Source organism: Roseateles sp. GW821-FHT09G03, assembly GCF_059416045.1.
In genome coordinates this window covers 67298-88527 of the sequence record NZ_JBWKOK010000003.1, presented here as the reverse complement: position 1 = coordinate 88527, position 21230 = coordinate 67298, and the positions used below count along the sequence as shown (strand labels likewise).

Annotated in this window: 15 protein-coding genes; 6 read left to right on the top strand and 9 right to left on the bottom strand. The window is 67.0% G+C overall.

The window, feature by feature from the left end; genetic code table 11:
* Positions 1 to 32 precede the first annotated feature (32 nt).
* The gene (locus AC07OZ_RS12635) at positions 33 to 524 is read left to right on the top strand and encodes a cupredoxin domain-containing protein (protein WP_495467455.1); all 492 of its coding nucleotides are present in this window, start codon (positions 33 to 35) and stop codon (positions 522 to 524) included.
* A 704-nt stretch (positions 525 to 1228) separates the two neighbouring features.
* On the opposite strand, the gene AC07OZ_RS12630 is transcribed toward AC07OZ_RS12635, so the two are convergent.
* Both AC07OZ_RS12630 and glmS read right to left on the bottom strand, forming a co-directional pair.
* On the bottom strand, positions 1229 to 5923 hold the full coding sequence (locus tag AC07OZ_RS12630; protein WP_495467454.1) for a DUF3320 domain-containing protein: 4695 nt from the start codon (positions 5921 to 5923) through the stop codon (positions 1229 to 1231).
* Between the two features lie 505 nt (positions 5924 to 6428).
* Positions 6429 to 8303: a glutamine--fructose-6-phosphate transaminase (isomerizing) gene (glmS, locus tag AC07OZ_RS12625; protein WP_495467453.1), complete on the bottom strand. Its 1875-nt coding sequence runs from the start codon at positions 8301 to 8303 to the stop codon at positions 6429 to 6431.
* Positions 8304 to 8452: 149 nt separating this feature from the next.
* On the opposite strand from glmS, the gene AC07OZ_RS12620 reads away from it, so the two are divergent.
* Entirely contained in the window at positions 8453 to 8938 is a 486-nt protein-coding gene (locus AC07OZ_RS12620) for an Lrp/AsnC family transcriptional regulator (RefSeq protein WP_495467452.1), read from the top strand.
* Between the two features lie 14 nt (positions 8939 to 8952).
* Here the strand turns inward: AC07OZ_RS12620 and AC07OZ_RS12615 are convergent, their stop codons facing one another.
* The 6 genes from AC07OZ_RS12615 to AC07OZ_RS12590 all read right to left on the bottom strand — a co-directional run bounded on the left by AC07OZ_RS12615 (position 8953) and on the right by AC07OZ_RS12590 (position 15317).
* Positions 8953 to 10134 (bottom strand): class I SAM-dependent rRNA methyltransferase, encoded by a 1182-nt coding sequence (locus AC07OZ_RS12615; RefSeq protein ID WP_495467451.1) that lies wholly within the window; start codon positions 10132 to 10134, stop codon positions 8953 to 8955.
* 134 nt (positions 10135 to 10268) lie between these two features.
* Positions 10269 to 11900, bottom strand: coding sequence for a hypothetical protein (locus AC07OZ_RS12610; RefSeq protein WP_495467450.1), 1632 nt, complete (start codon positions 11898 to 11900; stop codon positions 10269 to 10271).
* Between the two features lie 15 nt (positions 11901 to 11915).
* A complete protein-coding gene (locus tag AC07OZ_RS12605) occupies positions 11916 to 12845 on the bottom strand; it encodes a tyrosine recombinase XerC (protein ID WP_495467449.1) in 930 nt (309 codons plus the stop codon).
* Positions 12823 to 13545 carry a DUF484 family protein gene (locus AC07OZ_RS12600; RefSeq protein ID WP_495467448.1) on the bottom strand — a complete coding sequence of 241 codons (723 nt, stop codon included), beginning with the start codon at positions 13543 to 13545 and terminating at the stop codon, positions 12823 to 12825. Before AC07OZ_RS12600 ends, AC07OZ_RS12605 begins: the two co-directional genes overlap by 23 nt.
* Positions 13542 to 14417: a diaminopimelate epimerase gene (gene dapF, locus AC07OZ_RS12595; protein WP_495467447.1), complete on the bottom strand. Its 876-nt coding sequence runs from the start codon at positions 14415 to 14417 to the stop codon at positions 13542 to 13544. Before dapF ends, AC07OZ_RS12600 begins: the two co-directional genes overlap by 4 nt.
* Positions 14418 to 14426: 9 nt before the next feature.
* A complete protein-coding gene (locus AC07OZ_RS12590) occupies positions 14427 to 15317 on the bottom strand; it encodes an LpxL/LpxP family acyltransferase (RefSeq protein WP_495467446.1) in 891 nt (296 codons plus the stop codon).
* Positions 15318 to 15521: 204 nt separating this feature from the next.
* Here AC07OZ_RS12590 and metK point away from each other — a divergent pair, with 204 nt between their 5' ends.
* The 4 genes from metK to AC07OZ_RS12570 all read left to right on the top strand — a co-directional run bounded on the left by metK (position 15522) and on the right by AC07OZ_RS12570 (position 20165).
* A complete protein-coding gene (gene metK / locus AC07OZ_RS12585; RefSeq protein WP_431259433.1) occupies positions 15522 to 16700 on the top strand; it encodes a methionine adenosyltransferase in 1179 nt (392 codons plus the stop codon).
* A 119-nt stretch (positions 16701 to 16819) separates the two neighbouring features.
* Positions 16820 to 17887, top strand: coding sequence for a GGDEF domain-containing response regulator (locus tag AC07OZ_RS12580; RefSeq protein WP_495467445.1), 1068 nt, complete (start codon positions 16820 to 16822; stop codon positions 17885 to 17887).
* 86 nt (positions 17888 to 17973) lie between these two features.
* A complete protein-coding gene (locus AC07OZ_RS12575) occupies positions 17974 to 18996 on the top strand; it encodes a GGDEF domain-containing response regulator (RefSeq protein ID WP_495467444.1) in 1023 nt (340 codons plus the stop codon).
* Positions 18997 to 19067: 71 nt separating this feature from the next.
* Entirely contained in the window at positions 19068 to 20165 is a 1098-nt protein-coding gene (locus AC07OZ_RS12570) for a DNA glycosylase AlkZ-like family protein (RefSeq protein WP_495467443.1), read from the top strand.
* Between the two features lie 6 nt (positions 20166 to 20171).
* Here AC07OZ_RS12570 and AC07OZ_RS12565 read toward each other — a convergent pair whose 3' ends face one another.
* A complete protein-coding gene (locus AC07OZ_RS12565; RefSeq protein WP_495467442.1) occupies positions 20172 to 21200 on the bottom strand; it encodes an aldo/keto reductase in 1029 nt (342 codons plus the stop codon).
* Positions 21201 to 21230: the final 30 nt, after the last annotated feature.

Sequence of the window (21230 nt, the reverse complement as noted above, 5' to 3'; positions counted from 1 at the left end):
GTGAAGACCGATCGTCCTGAAGGAGAAACCCGATGAAGACATCCCACCTGATGGCACTGGCCGCGCTGATCGCCGCCGCGCCGGCCGCGTTCGCCCATGGCGACGCGGAACACGCCACGCCGCGCAAGTTCGACCCCGCCCAGGTGGAACTCACGGACTTCGGTCAGGAAGGTGACCCGAAGAAGGTCACGCGCACCATCCAGCTCGACATGGCCGACACCATGCGCTTCACGCCGGCTGATGTCGCCGTCAAGCGCGGCGAGACGGTCCGGTTTGTGGTCCAGAACAAGGGCCAGGTGTTGCACGAGATGGTGCTCGGCACCAGGACGGCCCTGGCGGAACACGCCGCGTTGATGCGGCGCTTCCCCGGCATGGCGCATGAGGACCCGAACATGGCTCACGTCAAGCCGGGCACCAGCGGCGAGATCGTCTGGCAGTTCACCAAGGCGGGGGAATTCCAGTTCGCGTGCCTCCTGCCGGGGCACTTCGAGGCGGGCATGGTGGGTCAGTTGCTGGTGAAGTGAGGCGCCGCGGCTAGACAAGAACGACAGGGGGCGCCTTGGCGCCCCCATCGGATCACTCCACCGTCACGCTCTTCGCGAGGTTCCGCGGCTTGTCCACGTCCGTCCCGCGCGCACAGGCCGTGTGATACGCCAGCAGCTGCAGCGGCACCGTGTGCAGGATCGGGCTCAGCGCGCGTAGTGCTCCGGCATGCGGATGACGTGCAGCCCTTCATATCATTGACCGTGAGCAGGACCTGCAAAGCCACGTCGAGGCGGTAGGCGAGCTGACCGGCGCACGCGGCGTCAACGGGGTGTTCGACAGCATCGGTGGCCCGACGCTGGAGCATTCACCGCTCGTACTGGCGGGACGGGCCATCGTGGTCATCGCCACGCCGCAGAACCTGGTGAGCGCATGGGGCGTGAACGCGGGGCACCACTTCGTTTTCACGCGTCAGAACCGCGGCAAGCTGCATGCGCTGAAGAGCGCTACTCAAACGCGAGCGCATCCGTCATGTCATCGGCGCGACTGTCACGCTGGCGGAAACCGGCGCGGCGCACACCGCGCTAGAGACGGGCATCCACCTGTGGCAGAAGATCCGAGGCAAGGTGGTCGTGGACGTGGCTTGATCAACCTGATCAGAGCGCGCCCTCCTTGCTCTCCCCAAGATAGAGTCGCAAATGGCTCCTCTTCCTTGCCCGGCAATGAGGTTCTCGTCCCGCTATACCTAGCCGATTATTCGACCAGAAATCCGCGCGTGTAGCTCGGATCCAACTCGTCGGAATCCCATCAACTTCGCCGCAGCACGCACTAGTTCAGCGTCGTCGCCACCAGCGTTGTCCTCCCGCGCAAGTTGCAATGCGGCATCGATCTCCAGGTTGGAAATCAAGCTCGCCTTAAGCGTCGCTCCACTCTCCGCGCTCCGGTCCCGTACAGGGGGTGAGTCGGCCTGAGTAGCGGTGAACCAGAATTCGCCGTCCGTCCGTAGCCGCGTGTCGTGTGTCATCGCACTGGTCAACGCCTTCTGCGCCACACCAAGAATTCTCGATCCTGCCTTCTCTTTGCCATAACAGGCGGCCAGGCGTCGCGCCACTTCCTCGACGTGCAGAGGCCCCTCCGCTTCGACAATGCGGCTTACAAGCGCGGAGAGCGTGGCGATCGCGACCTCGTGGGGTTCCTGATAGCTGCCTGTATGAAACACCGCCCGCTTGTAAGGCGGCATCAGCCTTTCAACGATTTCAGGAACTTCGATTTGCTTCAGGTCTGGTTCTGTTTCAATCGCCGAAACCGGCCGGGCCTGGTTGGCGCCGTTGATCCGGATCCCCGAATCGGCGGCTTCACGCGCGGAGGCCAGCGCCGCGACCAGTCTCGCCGTCTCGGTCGCGCGGTTGTAGAACCAGTCCGTGCTCCACACTCGATGAAAGCGCCATCCCAAGTGCTCGAGCACGTCCTGGCGCAGACGGTCTCGCTCGCGCGCCCAAAGCGCACTGTGGTAAGTCGCGCCATCGCACTCCACTGCCAGCAGGTAGGTTGATGGCCTGTCGGGATGACGAACCCCGATGTCAATGCGAAAGCCTGCCGAGCCGACCTGTGGGTCGGCAAGAAATCCGTGCTGACGGATGACCTCCGCGACGTCCTCCTCGAAAGGAGTATCCGCCTCCAGATCTGTCAGTGAGCTATTGTCGATCTGCCCATGCTTCGCGAACTCGAGAAATCGCTTCAGGATCCTTGGGCCCACGCGTGATGTACGGCTTACGTCGATGTCGCCCGGGTCGAACGAGGCAAATACCTCGCAGCGCACGCGTGCACGGGTGAACAGGACGTTGAGACGCCGCTCGCCACCCTCGCCATTCACAGGACCGAAAGACATGCTTGAAAGCTTGCCGCCCGGCGTTGTAGGCCCGTAGCCAACGCTGACCAGAATCACGTCACGCTCGTCCCCTTGGACGTTCTCGATGTTCTTGACGAAGACATCTTCGGCCTGGCCTTCACGAAGGAAGGCATCCAACACGGCGTTGGTGCGCCGAGCTTGCTCCAGCAATTCGGTGATCAGATTGCGCTGCGCGAACGAGAAGGTGACGATGCCGAGAGACATCGTGGGATGGTTTCGGGCGTGCTCCGCCACCCTCGCAACGATTGCCTCGCCTTCCCTACGGTTGTCGCGTTTGCCGCCCTTGTCGTAAGCGCCGTCCACACGCGTGAAGCACAGGCCATAGGCGTCATCCTGCTGCAGAGGCGAAGGCGGCAGGATGAGCCCGCCGTCGTAGAACTCCTGGTTCGACACTGCAATGAGCGACGGATCGCGCGACCGGTAGTGCCACCTCAACATCCGCGAGCCGAGCCCGCGCGCTTCGCAGAGCGTGAGGATGCTTTCCATGGATCCGAGCTTGGCAGCGCCATCCAAGAGGTCCGGCCCGAGATCCTCGTCGTCCCCTTCTTGATCATCCTCCTCGCCCGCGACCACACGATCAAAGAAGGAGGACGGCGGCAGTTGCTTGTTGTCGCCGACCACGACGATCTGATTGGCGCGCGCAATCGCGCCCAGCGCATCCTCGGGCCGCACCTGGGATGCTTCGTCGATGACCAGAAGGTCGAACTCCAGAGCCCCTGGGGGCAGGAACTGAGCAACCGAAATCGGGCTCATGAGCAGCACGGGCTTGATGCGCTGGACAGCAGTACCCGCGCGCTCGAACAGACGCCGAACCGCGAGGTGACCACGCTTCTTCGCCATTTCACCGCGGATGACTTTCATCTCGCCTTGGGCACCCTGCGGCACTTGCGCCAAGTGGCCCGCCAGGATGGTCCTTACGCTCTCCTTGAGCCGCGAGCGTTCCAGGCCCGCGAACCGCTGCACAAGATCATGGCGATCCAGGGTGGAGAGGCTGCGCAGGACGGCGGATTCCCGCAATGCCAACTTCCAGAGGGCTTCGGACCGGGCGTATTGCAGTTCAATCACCGCCGAGGGGCCATCCAGTTCGCCGGACCGCATCCGCGCACCAAGGCTCTCCAGTCCTGCATCGTCGATCACGCGACGCAGGCGAGCGAGTTGCACCCAGGAGTTGTAACGAGTAGGAGCCTCGGCCATCGAGGCGAAGCGGCGCGCGACTGACGCAAGATCAACACGCTCGACGTCGCTGGCGCCGATTGTGGCGAGGTCGAGATCGAGGACTTCGATCATGGAACGGAGGCCAGTTCGTGCAGCTTCTACGACACGCCGCAGCCCCTCGCAGATCCTCGCGACGTCTTGCGATCGCGCCGCCAGCGCTAGCAATCCCTCATGTGTCGCGCCCAGTTTTGATGTGCGAGCCTTTTCGCACCAATCAGACACTGCCAGCAGGCGCGCGAAGTCCGTGCGCTCGCCGCGCCACGCATCGCCGAGCACCCTTCCGGCATATTCACGGTCGGACTCCCATGCCGCCTTCGCCGTCGAGATGGCCAGCAACTGATCAACAAGTGCGACACGATCCGCCGCGCCCTTGGGAAGAGCACCACGCAGTAGCCCGGCCAATTCCTTCGATGCCCCGCGGTAGGCACTGCCCCAACGAGCGAAAAACGACTGAGTACCGGAGACCAACGGCGCCCGCAAGCCTCCAGCCACATTCGAAAACGCGGTATCGACGAACAGCGGTTCAGCCGCGTCCCGCTTGCTTCTCCACGCGACCCCAGCAGACAGGAGCTCTCGCAGGCGCGCCCCGTCCGGCAAGGCGAGCAACGCCCTAGCGTCATCGACGGCATTCCCCGGCAAGCTTGAAAGGTGTGTGACCAGATCCTCCGTGGGTGCGGTTGTTGCCAGAACTCTCGGCGCTGTCGATCCAACCGCGAGCAAGGCTTCATTCAAGACCTCCCACAAGTGGTCGGCGGCCCGTCGCACCTCAACCAGACGTGGTGCCAGGCGCTCCAGGTCGACCGGTTGCAACTCCAGGTTCCGAGCTCCTTCGAAGATATGCGGTGCACCCGAATCGTCGGCAGCGATGCGCTCGCCGTAGAGCTGCAGCGTTTGGGCCAGCATTGCCTCGCCCTCACGACTCATCGCCGTCAGCGATGTCGTGTCCAGAGTTGGAGGCGCGTATCCGGCGCCCATGAACCTCGCCTGCCGTCCGATGACGGCATAGGGTGTCTCGCCCGTCTGGCCGATAGGCATGTGCAACGCTGCTGCGATGTCGTTGAGCTGGTCACGCGAATTTCGCAACGCCACGGGCGCGTCAGGCATCTGAGGGATAGCTGCCGCCTGCGACAGCGTCCTTGCGAGCTCCGCCAGCACCGCCTTCTTGTTTGCATTACGAGAATGCAGCTCCAGGCAGATGTCGCGCAGGCCAACTTTCACAAGACGATCATGGACAACGGAAAGCGCCGCCATCTTCTCCGCGAGAAAGAGCACACGTCGGCCTTCCTTGGACGCCGCGGCGATGATGTTGGTGATCGTCTGACTCTTGCCTGTACCTGGCGGCCCCTGCACCACCAGATTTCTTCCTGCTCTAACCTCCTCGATGACCTGGGCCTGCGACGCGTCGGCATCGACTACGTGGAATTGCCTGTCAGGCGGGAGCGCAAGGTCCAGGGGTTGTTGGCCGTCGAACAGCGGCGACTCCGATGTGAAGCCCTCGTACAGCAGCCCCCGCGTGAGCGCGTGATCCGCCAAGGCGCCATCCGGCCAAGCATCGACCGCTAGGTCCTTGAACATCAATAGCTTGTTGAAGCTGAAGAAGCCCAGTTGCACGGCGTCGGCGTCGATCTTCCATCCCTGCCGCTGAGCGATGACTTCCGCAACCTCGTCGAAATAGTTGTTCGGCGACCATTCATCGCCGACTTCCAATTCGGGCAGTGCGATCCCGAAGTCATCGAGCAGGCGCTGCTGGAGCGGCAGGTTGGCGACGAGGTCTTCCTCCCGCATCCGAAGGTCGTAAGTGGATGTCCTGGCATTGCGCACGAGTTCTACCGGGAGCAGCACCAGAGGAGCTTCGCGGGCTACGGTGGACGATTTATCCTCGAACCAAGTCAGGAAGCCGAGAGCCAAGTACAGGATATTGACGCCCGACTCCTCCTCGGCCGTCTGAGCTTCGCGAGCGATCTTGAGGAGCTTCTTTTGGAGGGCATCCGGCCCCAACCGGGTTTCCAACTGAACGTCCTGGAAACGCCCCTCGTCGAAACCTTCGCAACCCGCATCCGTGAAAGGGACTGGGTCCTTCTCCTCATCCTTGTCGAGACCAAGGGCAAGGAAGCGCATGGCCCTGCCCGCCGAAAGGATGGCATGAACATCGTTCGACCTCTCGTTGACGATGTTCAGGACGTTGCCTCGAGTGTTCCCACGGTTGACGTGCACAAGTCGGTTTCGAGTCCCGGTCTCTACCAGTCTCCGACGCGTGTCGTCGAACAGCTTGGTGATTGCGGATCTCGCGACCTGATCTTTTGTCGATGACGACATGCAGCGCTCCCATATCCTCAGCCGTTCGTGGTCGGCTGCTCCCCACGGATAGCCTGCTGGTGGCTGGCCTCGAGAGCCGCGCGCAGGACTGTTGCATCAATTGTAAGCAGACGGAAACATGTCGTGCTCCGGCCGTTTGGAACGGCTGGCCTCTAAGCGACTCACGGTGTAAACGAATCGCCCCCGGCTCTACGAAGGCTTTAGCTTTTGAGAGGTGGGCAATGAACAAGTCAAGCAAGTTCACACCGGAGGTCCGCGAGCGGTCTGTGTGGAAGGTGCTGCAGATCGTCTCGTCGGGATATCGCGGGCGAGAGGTTCAGCAGCGTGCCCCGCAGACTCGCTGCACGCGTGCGCTCATTGCTGAAGCCATGCTCTGCATCGAGCAATCGGATACATCCCGCGCCGCAGTAGGCGAGGTAAACCGTTTGCCGTCATCTCGCCAGTCAAACCGCCGAGGCGGCGGCTTGACCTAAACCAAATGGCCTTCCACGTAAACCGGGGCGATTCACTCCACCGTCACGCTCTTCGCCAGGTTCCGCGGCTTGTCCACATCGGTCCCGCGCGCGCAAGCCGTGTGATACGCCAGCAGCTGCAGCGGCACCGTGTGCAGGATCGGGCTCAGCGCGCCGTAGTGCTCCGGCATGCGGATGACGTGCAGCCCCGGCTCGCTGTCGATCTTCGTATCGCCGTCGGCGAACACGAACAGCTCACCGCCGCGCGCCCGCACCTCCTGCATGTTGCTCTTCAGCTTCTCCAGCAGCGTGTCGTTCGGCGCCACGGTCACGACGGGCATCTGCGCCGTCACCAGCGCCAGCGGGCCATGCTTCAGCTCACCGGCCGGATAAGCCTCGGCGTGGATGTAGCTGATCTCCTTGAGCTTCAGCGCGCCTTCCAGCGCGATCGGGTAATGCAGCCCGCGGCCGAGGAACAGCGCGTTTTCCTTGCGCGCGAATTCCTCGCTCCACGCGATCACCTGCGGCTCCAGCGCGAGCACCGCCTGCACCGCCACCGGCAGATGGCGCAGCGCCTTCAGGTGCTCCTGTTCCTGCTCTTCCGTGAGGTGCCCGCGCGTCTGCGCCAGCGCCAGCGTCAACAGGAACAAGCCCACCAGCTGCGTCGTGAACGCCTTCGTCGACGCCACGCCGATCTCCGCGCCCGCGCGTGTGATGTAGGCCAGCGAGCACTCCCGCACCATCGCGCTCGTCGACACGTTGCACACCGTCAGCGTGTGCACCATGCCCAGCGAGCGCGCATGCTTCAGCGCCGCCAGCGTGTCCGCCGTCTCGCCGCTCTGGCTGATCGTCACCACCAGCGTGCGCGGATTCGGCACGCTGTCGCGGTAGCGGTACTCGCTCGCGATCTCCACGCTGGTCGGGATCTTCGCGATGCTCTCCAGCCAGTACTTCGCCGTCGAGCCCGCGTAGTAGCTGGTCCCGCACGCGAGGATCAGCACCGAGTCGATCTCCTTGAACACCCGGAACGCGCCGTCGCCGAACAGCTCCGGGCTGATGCCCTGAACCGCGTCCAGCGTGTTGGCGATCGCCACCGGCTGCTCGAAGATCTCCTTCTGCATGTAGTGCCGGTAGGGGCCCAGCTCGGCCGCGCCGCTGTGCGCGTGCACGGTCTTCACCTCGCGCTCGACATTGACGAAGCGGCCCGTCGTCGCATCCTTGTGGCTGATCCAGTAGCGGCCCAGCTGCAGGTCGACGACGTCGCCCTCCTCCAGGTACACGATCTGGTCGGTCACGCCCGCCAGCGCCATCGCGTCCGAAGCGACGAAATTCGCGCCCGCGTATTCGTCCTTGCCGACGCCCAGCACCATCGGCGAGCCCTCGCGCGCACCGATCACGCGGTGCGGCTCGTCCTTGTGGAATACGGCGATGCCGTAGGCGCCGCGCAGTTGAGCCACCGCGGTCTGCACCGCCTCCAGCAGGTCGCCGTGGTAGTGGAAATCGACCAGGTGCGCGATGACCTCGGTGTCGGTCTGGCTGTGGAAGACGTAGCCGCGCGACTTCAGCTCGGCGCGCAGTTCATCGTGGTTCTCGATGATGCCGTTGTGCACCAGCGCCACGCGGCCCGGCTGCTGGTGCGCATCCGCGCCCGGGCCGTGCGAGAAGTGCGGATGCGCGTTGTGCACCACCGGCGCGCCGTGCGTCGCCCAGCGCGTGTGGGCAATACCTGTCCCCGCCGCCACGCCGTCCTGCGCCGCCAGCGCCTGCAGCTCCGCCACCCGCGACGTGCTGCGCGCGCGGCGCAGTTGTCCGTCCTGGTGGACCGCCACCCCGCACGAGTCGTACCCGCGGTACTCGAGCCGCTTCAGGCCCTCGATCAGGATGGGAACGATGTCTTTCTGGCTGACCGCGCCGACGATGCCGCACATGATGTGTCTCCCCGGATGCCCGGATGAATTTGCGAATGGCGGAATGCTAGGCACCTCAGCGAGGTGGATGCTTTCAAGCTTTGTTGATTAATGAAATAATTCATCGCCTATCCCGCAATTTGGCGAATTCTTTCATCTATTAACTTCAGATGGAATCTTCTATCACACTCGACGCCATCGACTTGAGGGTGCTGGACCTGCTTCAGCAGAACGCCTCGCTGTCCAACCAGGCGCTGGCCGAGCTCGCCCATGTGTCGCCCGCCACCTGCCTGCGCCGCGTGCGGCGGCTCGTCGAGACCGGCGTGATCGAGAAGCAGGTCGCCATCCTGTCGCCGGAGAAGCTGGGCGCCGGGCTGTCCGCGCTGGTCGAGATCACGCTCGACCGGCAAGGCGCCGAGCACCTCGATGCCTTCGAGGCCATCGCCGTCGCAGCGCCCGAGGTCCAGCAATGCTGGCGCGTCGCACCAGGGCCGGACTTCGTGCTGGTGCTGCAGGTGCCGGACATGCCGGCGTATCACGCGCTGGTGCAGCGGCTGTTCACGCAGCAGGCCAACGTTCGCAACGTAAAGGTGTTCTTCAGCGTGAAGCGCGCGAAGTTCGAGCCGCGCCTGGCCCTCCCGGCGGCGCGGCCCTGATCGGCGTTTGAGGATCAGCGCTTGAGGATCAGCAGGCCCTTGAGGTACTCGCCCTCGGGGAAGTAGATCGTCTGCGGATGGTCCGGCGTCGCGCCGACGCGATCAAGGATCAGGCCGTCCGTGCCCGCATCGATGCCAGCACCAGCCACGATCTTGTGGAACAGCTCCGGCCCCACGCCGCCCGAGCACGAGAACGTGAACAGCAGGCCACCCGGCTTCAGCAGCATCAGGCCGAGGCGGTTGATGTCCTTGTAGGCCCGCGCGGCGCGCTCCGCATGCGCGGCGGTCGGCGCGAACTTCGGCGGGTCCAGCACGATCGCGTCGAAGCTGCGGCCTTGCTTGAGCATGTCGCGCAGCGTGTGGTTGACGTCGGCGTCCAGCGCTGTGTGATGCGCCGGATCGAAGCCGTTGAGCGCGACATGCGCCGTGGCGCGCGCCAGCGCCGGACCGGACGAGTCGACGCTGATGACGTCCGTCGCGCCGCCCGCCAGCGCGGCGACCGAGAAGCCGCCCGTGTAGCTGAAGCAGTTCAGCACCGACTGGCAGCCGTAGTGCTTCACGACCTCGGCGAACTTCCGGCGGTTGTCGCGCTGGTCGAGGTAGTAGCCAGTCTTGTGGCCCTCGGCCACGTCGAGGCTCAGCTTCCAGCTGTTCTCGGAGATGACGAGTTCGGTGCCGCCCTCGCCGCGCAGCCAGCCGGTGACGGCCTCCATGCCTTCGAGCGTGCGCACGTTCGCGTCGGAGCGCTCGTAGATCCGCGTCAGACCGGTCTGCGCGAGCAGCAGGTCGGCGATGGTCTGCTTCCAGCGCTCGGTGCCGGCAGAAAGGAACTGCGCGCTGAGCGTGTCGCCGTAGCGGTCGACGATCAGGCCCGGCAGGCCGTCGGCCTCGCCGTGGATCAGGCGCAACGCGTTGGAGGCGATCGGCATGCGCTCCCGGAGCGCGAGCGCCGCGGCGATGCGACGTTCGAAGAAGGCCGCGTCGATGCGCTCCTTCTCATCGAAGCTCCACGCGCGCACGCGGATCAGCGACTCCGGACTGAACGAGGCCCAGCAGAGGAAGCTGCCGTCGAAGGCCTCGACGCGCACGGTCTCGCCCGCGTCGGCTTTGCCCCTCGCGATCGAGCCTTCGAAGACCCAGGGATGGCGGCGAAGGAGCGAGCGCTCCTTGCCCTCGCGGAGACGGATGGATTTCATGAGACGACTCTCTACGATCGCGTGCAGCCCCGATGAACACGGGGGAAACTCCGTTTTATCGGGTCTTTATCGCGAAAACGATAATTTATCGGTTTGCCGATAAAACTTGATAATTCAGATGCAGGCGACAACCATCAGCGCTGCGCCGCCGGCCCCAGCGTCCCGAACGCCCAGCCCACGTTCAGGCTGACCATCGGGGTGCTCTGCTTCTCGCCGCCGAGGGCCTTCCACTGGCCCACGCCGACCTTCACGCGAAGGCGGTCCCGGCCGGTGCCTTCCCACTGCGCCCACAGCTCGCCTTGCGTCACCGCGCCGCCGCCGACCGCGACGCCGCCGCCGCCGGCCGCGCCGACCAGCGCTTCAGCGCCAACGCGCACACCGCTCCACTTCGGCGAATGCGCGCCGAGGCCGAACATGCCGTACGAGAACGCGCCCGCCTTGCCCAGCGCCGCGCTGCCCGCGTGCGCCACGCCGTACCACGGTCCGCCGAAGTCGCGCGTCATGCCAATCCCCAGGCCGGTCACGTTGTCCTTCGTGCCGTCCTTGAACTTGAACTCCTTGAAGTACGGCATGCTCAGGTACAGGGCCTGCGCGCGGATCGTGCCGGACTCCAGCGGCGGCGAGTTCAGGATGCGCGAGACCTTCTCCAGCGGCAGCGCCAGCGAACCGCGCACCTGGAAGGAGTCGTAGTTCCCCCACGGCGCCTTCATGTAGCCCGCATCCAGCCGAAGCGTCGGGCCCCACGGGGTGATCCAGCGCAGCGTCGGACCGACCCGCACCAGCCAGCCGTTGCCCGTGTCCATGTCGCCGCCGCCACCCAGGCCGAACGAGAACTGCCCGCCGACGCGCAGCCGCTCGCTGCCGATGCCCCAGTCCTGGCCGGCGTTCGCGAGGATCTCCATGTAGCCGTCGTGTCCGCCGGACGCGGCGCCCGAAGCCTCCAGGCCCCACCACGACGAGCCGTCGCCGAAGTACTGCCGCAGGTCGCCGCCGGCCTTGCCCTTGCGGCCCGTCAGCGGCACGCCGCCGCGCGTGCGGCTGCCACTGCGCGGCTTCTCGACACCGGCGCTCAGCGCGATCTCGTCGAAGCCCATGCCCGTGCGATCGCCCGCGCGGCCCGGCGATCCTGAGTCGCTCGGGTTGAAGCTCAGGAACCGGTCCATCCGCCCGATGGTGAACGCGACGCCGGTGTCCTTGATGTTGCCGTTGCCGTTAGGGAAGGTGATGTGCGATACCCCCACGCCGGCGTACCAGTTGCCGAACTCGCCGCGCAGCGACAGCTCCGGCCGCAGCATCAGGCCGCCGCCGGCACGCACCTTGTCCGAGCTCACGCCGCCGCCGGCGCCCGCGTACAGGCTGGCCGCCAGGTGCCAGTCCTGCGCGACGCGGAAGCGCCGCTGCACGTTGAAGCCGACCGTGAACAGGCCGCCGAATTCACCCTTGGCCGCGCCGTACGCGGCCGGGCCGAGGCCCCAGTCCTCGTTGATCGCCACCATGTAGTGCGCACCGAGGAAGGCGGTCTTCTGCCCCGTGGGCATCTTGACCGGCGACCAGTTCAGCTCGAACGCGGCGGGTCGGCTGTCGGTCGCGGTGATGACCGAGGGCGCCGACGCGTCGCTGGAAGTGGCGCTCGAGTAGGCGGTCGAATGGGCGCCCGAAGCGACGCTCGACTGGGCGTTCGCATGCAGCTGCGCCGCCATCAGGGCGGAGCACAGCAGCAGCGGGCGGGAAGGGAATCGCGAGGAGGTCTGATCGGTGCGGCGCATCGGGAGAGCAGTCGGTTATTTCTTGCGGGCGCGTGGATGCGCCGCGTCGTAGACCTTGGCCAGATGCTGGAAGTCCAGCCGGGTGTAGATCTGCGTGGTACTGATGTTGGCGTGGCCCAGCAGTTCCTGGACCGCGCGCAGGTCGCCGCTGCTCTGGAGCAGGTGCGACGCGAACGAGTGGCGCAGCATGTGCGGATGGACATGCGTGGGCATGCCCGCCGCCAGCGCGCGCTGCTTGAGGCGTTTGCGGATCTGGTCGGCGCTGAGCCGGTGGCCGCGCGGACCGACCAGCAGCGCGGGCTCGTCTGCCGCGGCCCATTGGCCGCGCACCGCGATCCAGGCGTGCAGCGCCGTCATCGACGGGCCGCCCAGCGGCACGGCCCGGCGCTTCGAGCCCTTGCCGAGCACTTGCGCCTCGGCATCCTCGAGCACGATCCAGCCGGCCGACGACGCCTGATGGCGCTGGTCCAGGCCCACCAGTTCGGAGACCCGCAAGCCGCTGCCGTAGAGCAGTTCGACGAGGCAGCGCTCCAGCGCCTCGGCCACCGGATCGGCGGCGTCCTGACGGTGTTCCGCGAGCCGCACCGCGTCGTCGACGCCGAGCGCCTTCGGCAGCGGCCGGCCCTGCTTGGGCGCGTGCAGGTCGGCGATCGGGTTCGCGTCGACCAGGCCGTTCTGGCCCAGCCAGCGGTACCAGCCGCGCCATGCCGACAGGATCAGCGCCAGCGTGCGCGGCTTGAGCTTCTGCGTGTGCAGCTTCGCGAGGAAACGCCGCGCCTGATGCGCGGACACGCGCAGCAGGTCCAGCCCTTCCGCCGAGGCGAGTCCGGTCAGCCGCTGCAGCGCGTCCGTGTAGAGCGTCAGCGTGCGCTCCGCCAGGCGGCGCTGCACGCGCAGGTGTTCCAGGTAGCGCTGCTGCTCGTCAGTCAGGCTGAGCGGCAGCATGGGGAACGACAGGGGGAGCGACGTTCGGGTCGGCATCCAGCAGGCGCGACAGCGCGGCGCTCGCGATCTCGCCGACGCGGGCCAGGAACTCGGTGCCCATCTCGGCCGTGTAGCGCGTCGGATCCGGCGAACCCAACACCAGCAGCCCGAACGGTTGCGCCGGGGCGCCCGTCGTCAGCGGCACCAGCGCCAGCGACGCCACGTCGTCCTCGAGCCAGCGCGCGGCCTCGAAGCCCGAATTGATGCCGCAGTACGGCTGGTTCAGGCTGCCCACGAAGGTCTTCACGTCCGGGCTGACCTCGGCCGCGAACGGCGCCAGCGCATGGCCCGGGTCGACGTTCCACAGCCGCAGGCCGGCCTGCGGGATCAGGAACTGGTGACGCAACTCGCGCAGCAGCACTTCCGGCAATTGCCGGTCGTCGCGCGTCAGCATCAGCGCCAGCGTCCAGCGGTGCAGCCGGTCGGCGATCGCGACGTTCTCCTGCCCGTTGCGGATCATCTCGATGATCTTGTTTTCCAGGCCGCGGATCTTGTCGCGCAGCAGCTCCGCCTGGCGCTCCTGCAGCGAGACCGCGCGCTGGCCGTGTGGATGCGAGATCCGGACGTTGGCCAGCAGTTCGGCGTGACGTTCGAAGAACGCCGGGTCATTCGCCAGGTAGTCGGCGATGTCTTGTTCGGTGATGCCTTCGATGCCGCTCACAGTTCGATTTCTCCTTCAAAGACCGTCTGTGCCGGCCCTGTCATGTAGACCGGGGCGGACAGCCCCGGGCCGCCCGGCGTCATGCCGGCCCATTCGATGCGCAGATCACCGCCGCGCGTGTGCACCTCGACCGCGGCGTCCAGCCAGCCCAGCCGGATGCCCGCCACCACCGCCGCGCAGGCGCCGGTGCCGCAGGCCAGCGTCTCGCCGGCGCCGCGCTCGAACACGCGCAGCTTCACTTCGCTGCGGCTGACGATCTGCAGGAACCCGGCGTTGACACGGCGGGGGAACGATTCATGGTGCTCGACCAGCGGCCCGACGATGCCCACCGGCGCATGATCGACGTCGTCGACCCGCTGCACCGCATGCGGGTTGCCCATCGACAGCACGGCGACATCCGCCGTGATGCCGTCGCCCAGGTCCAGCGGCCAGCGCTCGAAACCGTTCTCGTGGCGCGGCGAGGATTCCTTCGGGTCGAAGGGGATCCGGGGCAGGTCGAAGACCGGCGCGCCCATGTCCACGGTGACGCGGCCGTCGTCCTGCAGCCGCAGCTCGAGCAGCGCGTTGATGGTCTGCACGCGGATGGTCCGCTTGTCGGTCAGGCCCTTGTCGACGACGTAGCGCACGAAGCAGCGCGCGCCGTTGCCGCACTGCTCCACCTCGGAACCGTCCGAGTTGAAGATGCGGTAGCCGAAGTCGACGTCGGGGGTCTTCGAGGCCTCGATCACCAGGATCTGGTCGCAGCCCACGCCGAAGCGGCGATCGCCGACGCGACGCAGCTGTTCGCTGGTCAGCGGCATCGGGTGGCGCGTGGCGTCCAGCACGACGAAGTCGTTGCCGGCGCCCTGCATCTTGGTGAAGCGCAGTTTCATGGGAGCGGATTATCGGGAATACAGCGACGGCTCGCCGGGCGGTCTCGTCTTGAATCGCTTGTGGACCCACAAATACTGGGCCGGGTGTTCGCGGATCCGGTCCTCGAGCCAGCGGTGGAAGTGGTTCGCGTCGGCCTCCAGGTCGCCGCTCGGATAGTGATCCAGCGGCTCGTGCGCGTGGATCACGATGCCCTGGCCCTTGGGCAGCATCGTGACGACCACCGGCTGCACCACCATTTTCGCCGCCTGGGCGATCTTCGCCGGCGCCAGCAAAGTGTTGGCCGGCACGCCGAAGAACGGGATGAAGGCTGAATCCTTGGGCCCGAAATCCATGTCCGGCAGATTCAGGAACGAGTAGCCGTCGCGGATCGCCCGCAGCACGCTGCGCACGCCGTCATGGCGGTCGACCAGCTTGGTCGTGCCGAAGCGCGACCGCGCCTTGCGCAATGCGTCGTCGAGCAGCGCGTTGCTCTGCCGCTGGTAGATGCTGGCGCCAGGTCTTGCCTGGTTGAGCATCAGCGCCGGGCCGCTCCAGTCCAGGCCCACGAAGTGCGGCATCAGCCACATCACCGGGCGGTCGACCTGTTCGGCCAGCTTGATGTTGCCCTCGATGCGCATCAGCCGCAGCAGGCGCCGGTCCGACGCGTACCAGAGCAGCCCCCGCTCGAGCAGGCTGCGGCCCAGCCAGCCGAAATGCTCCCGCACCAGCGCTTCGCGCTCGGCCAGGGGTTTCTCCGGAAAACACAGCTCGACGTTGCGCAGCGCGACACGCCGGCGCGAGCCGGCCACGCGGTGCAGCAGGCCGCCCAGTCCCCATCCGAGGGCCGCCAGCCAGCGCAGCGGCAGCCAGTGCAGCAGCCACAGGAGCGCGATCAGCGCATATGTACCCAGTTTTCCCATCGACCCGTCCGTGGACCCTCTCGGGCCTTGGTCTTTCCTATAATGCCGCCCCAGTCGCCGAGTTAATCTGGACAACTTGCGGGGCGACTCATAAATCCCGCTAAAGCGTTCGCCGCCTGACTCCCGTCTCGGCGACGCCAAAAGGCAAGCCCAAAGGGCAAGGCCAGAAGGCCGTGCACGAAGACTGAATCACAGGAGTTTAAATTGGCGAGCGACTTCCTCTTCACCTCGGAATCCGTATCCGAAGGCCACCCCGACAAGGTGGCGGACCAGATCTCGGACGCGATCCTCGACGCGGTGCTGGCGCAGGATCCGCGCTCCCGCGTGGCCGCCGAGACCCTCTGCAACACCGGTCTGGTGGTGCTGGCCGGCGAGATCACGACGAACGCCCACGTCGACTACATCCAGGTCGCCCGCGACACGATCAAGCGCATCGGCTACGACAACACCGAGTACGGCATCGACTACAAGGGCTGCGCCGTGCTCGTCGCCTACGACAAGCAGAGCAACGACATCGCCCAGGGCGTCGACCAGGCCTCGGACGACCACCTCAACACCGGCGCCGGCGACCAGGGCCTGATGTTCGGCTACGCCTGCGATGAGACGCCGGAGCTGATGCCCGCGCCGATCTACTACGCGCACCGCCTCGTCGAGCGCCAGGCACAGCTGCGCAAGGACGGCCGCCTGCCCTTCCTGCGTCCGGACGCGAAGAGCCAGGTCACGATGCGCTACGTCGACGGCAAGCCGCACAGCATCGACACCGTCGTGCTGTCGACGCAGCATGCGCCGGAGATGTCGCTCGGCGACAAGATGAAGCCCGAGTTCTACGAGGCCGTGATCGAGGAGATCATCAAGCCCGTGCTGCCCAAGGAATGGCTGCAGGACACGAAGTACCTGGTCAACCCGACCGGCCGCTTCGTCATCGGCGGCCCGCAGGGCGACTGCGGCCTGACCGGCCGCAAGATCATCGTCGACACCTACGGCGGCGCCTGCCCGCACGGCGGCGGCGCGTTCTCGGGCAAGGATCCGACCAAGGTGGACCGCTCGGCCGCCTACGCGGCCCGCTACGTGGCGAAGAACATCGTCGCCGCCGGCCTGGCCAAGCAGTGCCAGATCCAGGTCGCGTACGCGATCGGTGTCGCGCGTCCGATGAACGTCACGGTCTACACCGAAGGCACCGGCGTCCTGCCCGACGAGCAGATCGCCGCGCTGGTCAACGAGCACTTCGACCTGCGTCCCAAGGGCATCATCCAGATGCTGGACCTGCTGCGCCCGATCTACGGCAAGACCGCGGCCTACGGCCACTTCGGCCGTGAAGAGCCGGAGTTCACCTGGGAACGGACGGACAAAGCGAAGGCGCTGCGAGCAGCGGCGGGTCTGTAATTCCCCTCATCTCGAACCGGTCATTTGCCGCACACGCGGCAACTTGATCCCCCGACTCAGGGCCGCCTCGCGCGGCCCTTGTCGTTACAGGAACCCGGGCATCGCGGCAGAATGTCCGCATGCATGCCATGCCGACCTCGCCGTCCCCGCTGACCATCCTGATCGTCGACGACCAGAGCGCCACCCGCGTGGCGCTGACAGCGGAACTCGATCGCGCCGGCCACCGCGTGCTGGAAGCCGACAGCGCCGAATGGGCGCTGGAGCTGTTCCGCCGCTACCGGCCCGACCTGGTGCTGCTGGACGTCGAGATGCCCGGCCACGACGGCTACTGGACCTGCCGCGAGATGCGCGCCGCCGAGCCCGGCGGCTGGACGCCGATCATCTTCCTGTCCCAGTTCAACCAGGACGAGGACGTCTGGAAGGGCATCGAGTCCGGCGGCGACGACTACCTCGTCAAGCCAGCCTCCGCGATGATCCTGCACGCCAAGCTGCGCGCGATGCAGCGCCTGGCGCAGATGCGCGCGCGGCTGGTGCAGATGTCCGAGGAACTGCGCGCCGCGAACGCGCAGCTGGAGGAACTTTCCAGCGTCGACGCGATGACCGGCCTGATGAACCGGCGCGCGCTGGATGCGCGGCTGCAGCAGGAGCTGGACCTCGCCCGCCGCGACGGCAAGCCGCTGACGCTGATGCTGTGCGACGTCGACCACTTCAAACGCTACAACGACGCGGCCGGCCACGTCGCCGGCGACGCCTGCCTGCGCCGCATCGGCCAGCTGCTGAAGGAGACCTGCCGCCGCCCGAGCGACTGCGCCGGACGCTATGGCGGCGAGGAGTTCGCGCTCGTGCTGCCGAACACGCCGCGCTCCGGCGCCATGACCTACGCCCGCGCGCTGATGCGCACCGTGGAACTCGCCGCGATCCCGCATCCGGATTCGCCGACCGGCGCCACGATCACGCTCTCGGGCGGGATCACGACCTGCCTGCCCGACGAGAGCACCAGCGCGGAAGGCCTGATCATCCGCGCCGACGACGCCCTCTACAACGCCAAGTCCACCGGCCGGAACCGCTTCTTCAGCTACGAGATGCAGATGGACACGGCGGAACAGCGCCGCCAAGCCGCGCCGGCCGCCGCCGCGCCCCCGGCACCCGGCGTGCCGCCCTCCTCGTCGTCCTCGTCCCCGACTTGAGGCATACCCGAACTGCCTTCCGCGGGACTGGCCCCGCATAATCGGCTCCGGCACATCTTGTTGCCGCCTGTCGACGATGCCCGGCCATGGACGCTTCCGACTCGCTGCCGCCTGCTTCGCTCCCTCCGCTGCGCATCCTGGTCGTGGATGATCAGGCCAGCACGCGTGGTTTCCTCTGCAGCCAGCTGCAGGCGATCGGGCACCACACGCTGGAGGCGGATGGCGGCGACAGCGCGCTGGCCCGCTTCGACGGCGACCATCCCGACCTGGTGCTGCTCGACGTCGAGATGCCCGACCACGACGGCTACTGGGTCGCCAGCCAGATGCGGGCGCACGAGAACGGCGGCTGGACGCCGATCATCTTCCTCTCCAGCCGCGACCGCGACCAGGACCTCTGGCAGGGCATCGAGTCCGGCGGCGACGACTACCTGGTCAAGCCCGTCTCCAACACCGTGCTGCAGGCCAAGCTGCGCGCGATGCAGCGCCTGCGGCGGATGCAGACGCGTCTGCAGGAGGTCTCGGACGACCTCCGCCACAGCAACGCCCGGCTGGAGAAGCTGTCCGGCGAAGATCCGCTGACGCGGCTGCTGAACCGGCGCGCCTTCGACGCCCGGCTCGCGCAGGAGATCGCCTGCGCGCGCCGCGACCAGACGCCGCTGACGCTGGTGCTGTGCGACATCGACCATTTCAAGCGCTACAACGACAGCTTCGGCCATCTGGCTGGCGACGCCTGCCTGCAGCGTGTGGCGCTGCTGCTGCAGGAAACCTGCCGCCGTCCGCGCGACTGCGCGGCCCGCTACGGGGGCGAGGAGTTCGCGCTGATCCTGCCGGGCACGCCGCGCTCCGGCGCGATGACCTTCGCGCGCGCGGTGATGCGCACGCTGCGCAACTGCAACATGCGGCATCCGGACTCCGTGGAGCCCTACGTCACGCTGTCCGGCGGCATCACCACCTGCGTGCCGGATGCGGACACGACCGTCGAAGGCCTGCTGCGGCGCTCGGACGACGCGCTCTACACGGCGAAGTCGCGCGGGCGCAACCGCTTCTTCAGCTTCGAGATGCAGATGGACACCGTCGAGCAGGCGCCCAGCGGCTTCGCGCCGCTGTGATCCACCCCTGCTGACACATCCGGTGCCGCGCCGAAGGTACCGTCACGGCTTTCGACGACCACTGCTCCCGAATGCCCGTGATCGACCATGACGCGCTGCGGCGTCACGCCATCGCCCGCACCCTCTTCAAGCCGACGACGCTGCTGCGCGCGATCCAGCGCCTGGGCTTCGTGCAGGCCGATCCGATCCGCGCGCCGGCGCGTGCGCAGGACCTGATCCTGATGCACCGGGTGAAGGACTACCGCGCCGGCCAGCTCGAGGCGCGCTACGCGAAGCTGGCCGTCGAGGAGGACGCGCTCGTCAACTACGGCTTCCTGCCGCGCGAGACGCTGGCGCTGCTGCACCCGCGCACCGCGAAGCGGGCCTGGGATGAGGCGATGACCGCCCGCGCCGCCGAAGTGCTCGAATTCATCCGCGCACGCGGCCGCACCCATCCGCAGCACGTGCAGCAGGCCTTCAGCCACGGGCGCGTCGAGGGCTACTGGGGCGGCGAGCTCAACGCGAGCACGCACCTGCTCGACGGCATGCACTACCGCGGCCTGCTGCGCGTGGCGCGGCGCGACTCCGGCACGCGGGTCTACGAGGCGATCGAACATCTGCTCCAGGACGACAGCCCTGAAGCCCGCCACGCGCGGGCGGGTCAGCTGCTCGACATGATCGTGGCGCTCTACGCGCCGCTGCCCTCGCCCAGCCTCGGCTACCTGACCTCGCTGCTGGGCTACGGCGCGCCGCACCTGAGGGTCGAGGCGCGCAACGTGCTGAAGGAGGCGAAGAGCCGCTGGGGTCACGCGAAGGTCGACGGCGAGGTCTGGTACTGGCCGGCCGACGAGAACCCCGCGTCGCGCGCGCACAGGGTCGAGCCGGAGCGGCTGCGCTTCCTCGCCCCGTTCGATCCGCTGGTGTGGGACCGCCGCCGCTTCGAGCGCCTGTGGGGCTGGGCCTACCGTTTCGAGGCCTACACGCCGCCGGCCAAGCGCACGATGGGCCATTACGCGCTGCCGATGCTGTGGGGCGACCGGATGATCGGCTGGGCCAACCTGAAGGTCGAGGGCGGGACGCTGGTCCCGGACCTCGGCTTCATCGACAAGCGGCCACGCGATGCGGCCTTCCGCGCCGCGCTGGACGAGGCGTACTACGAGATGGCCGTGTTCCTCGGCCTCGAGGAATGACGCCGATCAGGCGTTCACGAGCGCCATCGACACCTCGGGGTATCGCTCCCCGGCAACTGGGAACTCGTCGAGCAGATCCCGCAGCTCCTCGCGCAGCACGTCGTTGAGCCGCAGGCGCGCGGCCATCGCGTTCTCCTCCAGCCGCGCGATCGAGCGGGTGCCCGGGATCGGCACGACGTCCGGACCGCGGTCCAGCAGCCAGGCGAGCGCCAGTTGCGCCGGCGCCAGGCCGTGGTCGCGGGCCAGCGCGACGATCGCATCGGCCAGCGCGAGGTTCTGCGCGAGGTGGCCATCCTGGAAGCGCGGGTTGACGCGCCGCCAGTCGTTGGCTGCCAGTTGATCGGCGCTGCGGATCGCGCCGGTCAGGAAGCCGCGCCCCAGCGGGCTGTACGGCACCAGCGCGATGCCGAGTTCGCGGCAGGTCGGCAGCACCTCGGCCTCGACGTCGCGGGTCCACAGCGAGTACTCCGACTGCACCGCCGCGATCGGATGCACCTGGTGGGCGCGGCGGATCGTCTCGGCCGACGCCTCCGACAGTCCGATGTGGCGGACCTTGCCGGCGCGCACCAGCTCGGCCATGGCGCCGACGGTCTCCTCGATGGGCACGGACTTGTCGACACGGTGCAGGTAGTACAGGTCGATGTGGTTGACGCCGAGCCGGCGCAGGCTGGCGTCGCACGACGCGTGGACATGCGCCGGCTTGCCGTTGACGCCGGCCGAAAGCCCGTCGGCATTGCGGACGATGCCGAACTTGGTGGCGAGCACCACCTCGCGGCGGCGGTTGGCGAGCAGTCCGGACAGCAGGCGCTCGTTGGCGCCGTTGCCGTAGATGTCGGACGTGTCGAGGAAGTTCATCCCGAGATCCAGCGCGCGGTGCAGGACGCCCATGGACGTGGCCTCGTCGGCGGGGCCGTAGAAATCGGACATCCCCATGCAGCCGAGCCCGAGCGCGGAGACCTCCGGCCCGTGCGCGCCGAGCCGGCGGCGCGGCAGCTGAGGCAGGTTGTTGAGCGGTTCCCTGGACATGATGGTCATGGCGGCACTCCTTCAAAAGCGATGACGACG

Coding starts and splice junctions, on each gene's coding strand:
- AC07OZ_RS12570 (WP_495467443.1), top strand. CDS start 19,068: ATGCCCGTGATCGACCATGACGCGCTGCGGCGTCACGCCATCGCCCGC.
- AC07OZ_RS12615 (WP_495467451.1), bottom strand. CDS start 10,134: ATGAAATCCATCCGTCTCCGCGAGGGCAAGGAGCGCTCGCTCCTTCGC.
- dapF (WP_495467447.1), bottom strand. CDS start 14,417: ATGAAACTGCGCTTCACCAAGATGCAGGGCGCCGGCAACGACTTCGTC.
- AC07OZ_RS12580 (WP_495467445.1), top strand. CDS start 16,820: ATGCATGCCATGCCGACCTCGCCGTCCCCGCTGACCATCCTGATCGTC.
- AC07OZ_RS12635 (WP_495467455.1), top strand. CDS start 33: ATGAAGACATCCCACCTGATGGCACTGGCCGCGCTGATCGCCGCCGCG.
- AC07OZ_RS12630 (WP_495467454.1), bottom strand. CDS start 5,923: ATGTCGTCATCGACAAAAGATCAGGTCGCGAGATCCGCAATCACCAAG.
- AC07OZ_RS12575 (WP_495467444.1), top strand. CDS start 17,974: ATGGACGCTTCCGACTCGCTGCCGCCTGCTTCGCTCCCTCCGCTGCGC.
- AC07OZ_RS12565 (WP_495467442.1), bottom strand. CDS start 21,200: ATGACCATCATGTCCAGGGAACCGCTCAACAACCTGCCTCAGCTGCCG.
- AC07OZ_RS12620 (WP_495467452.1), top strand. CDS start 8,453: ATGGAATCTTCTATCACACTCGACGCCATCGACTTGAGGGTGCTGGAC.
- glmS (WP_495467453.1), bottom strand. CDS start 8,303: ATGTGCGGCATCGTCGGCGCGGTCAGCCAGAAAGACATCGTTCCCATC.
- AC07OZ_RS12610 (WP_495467450.1), bottom strand. CDS start 11,900: ATGCGCCGCACCGATCAGACCTCCTCGCGATTCCCTTCCCGCCCGCTG.
- AC07OZ_RS12605 (WP_495467449.1), bottom strand. CDS start 12,845: ATGCTGCCGCTCAGCCTGACTGACGAGCAGCAGCGCTACCTGGAACAC.
- AC07OZ_RS12590 (WP_495467446.1), bottom strand. CDS start 15,317: ATGGGAAAACTGGGTACATATGCGCTGATCGCGCTCCTGTGGCTGCTG.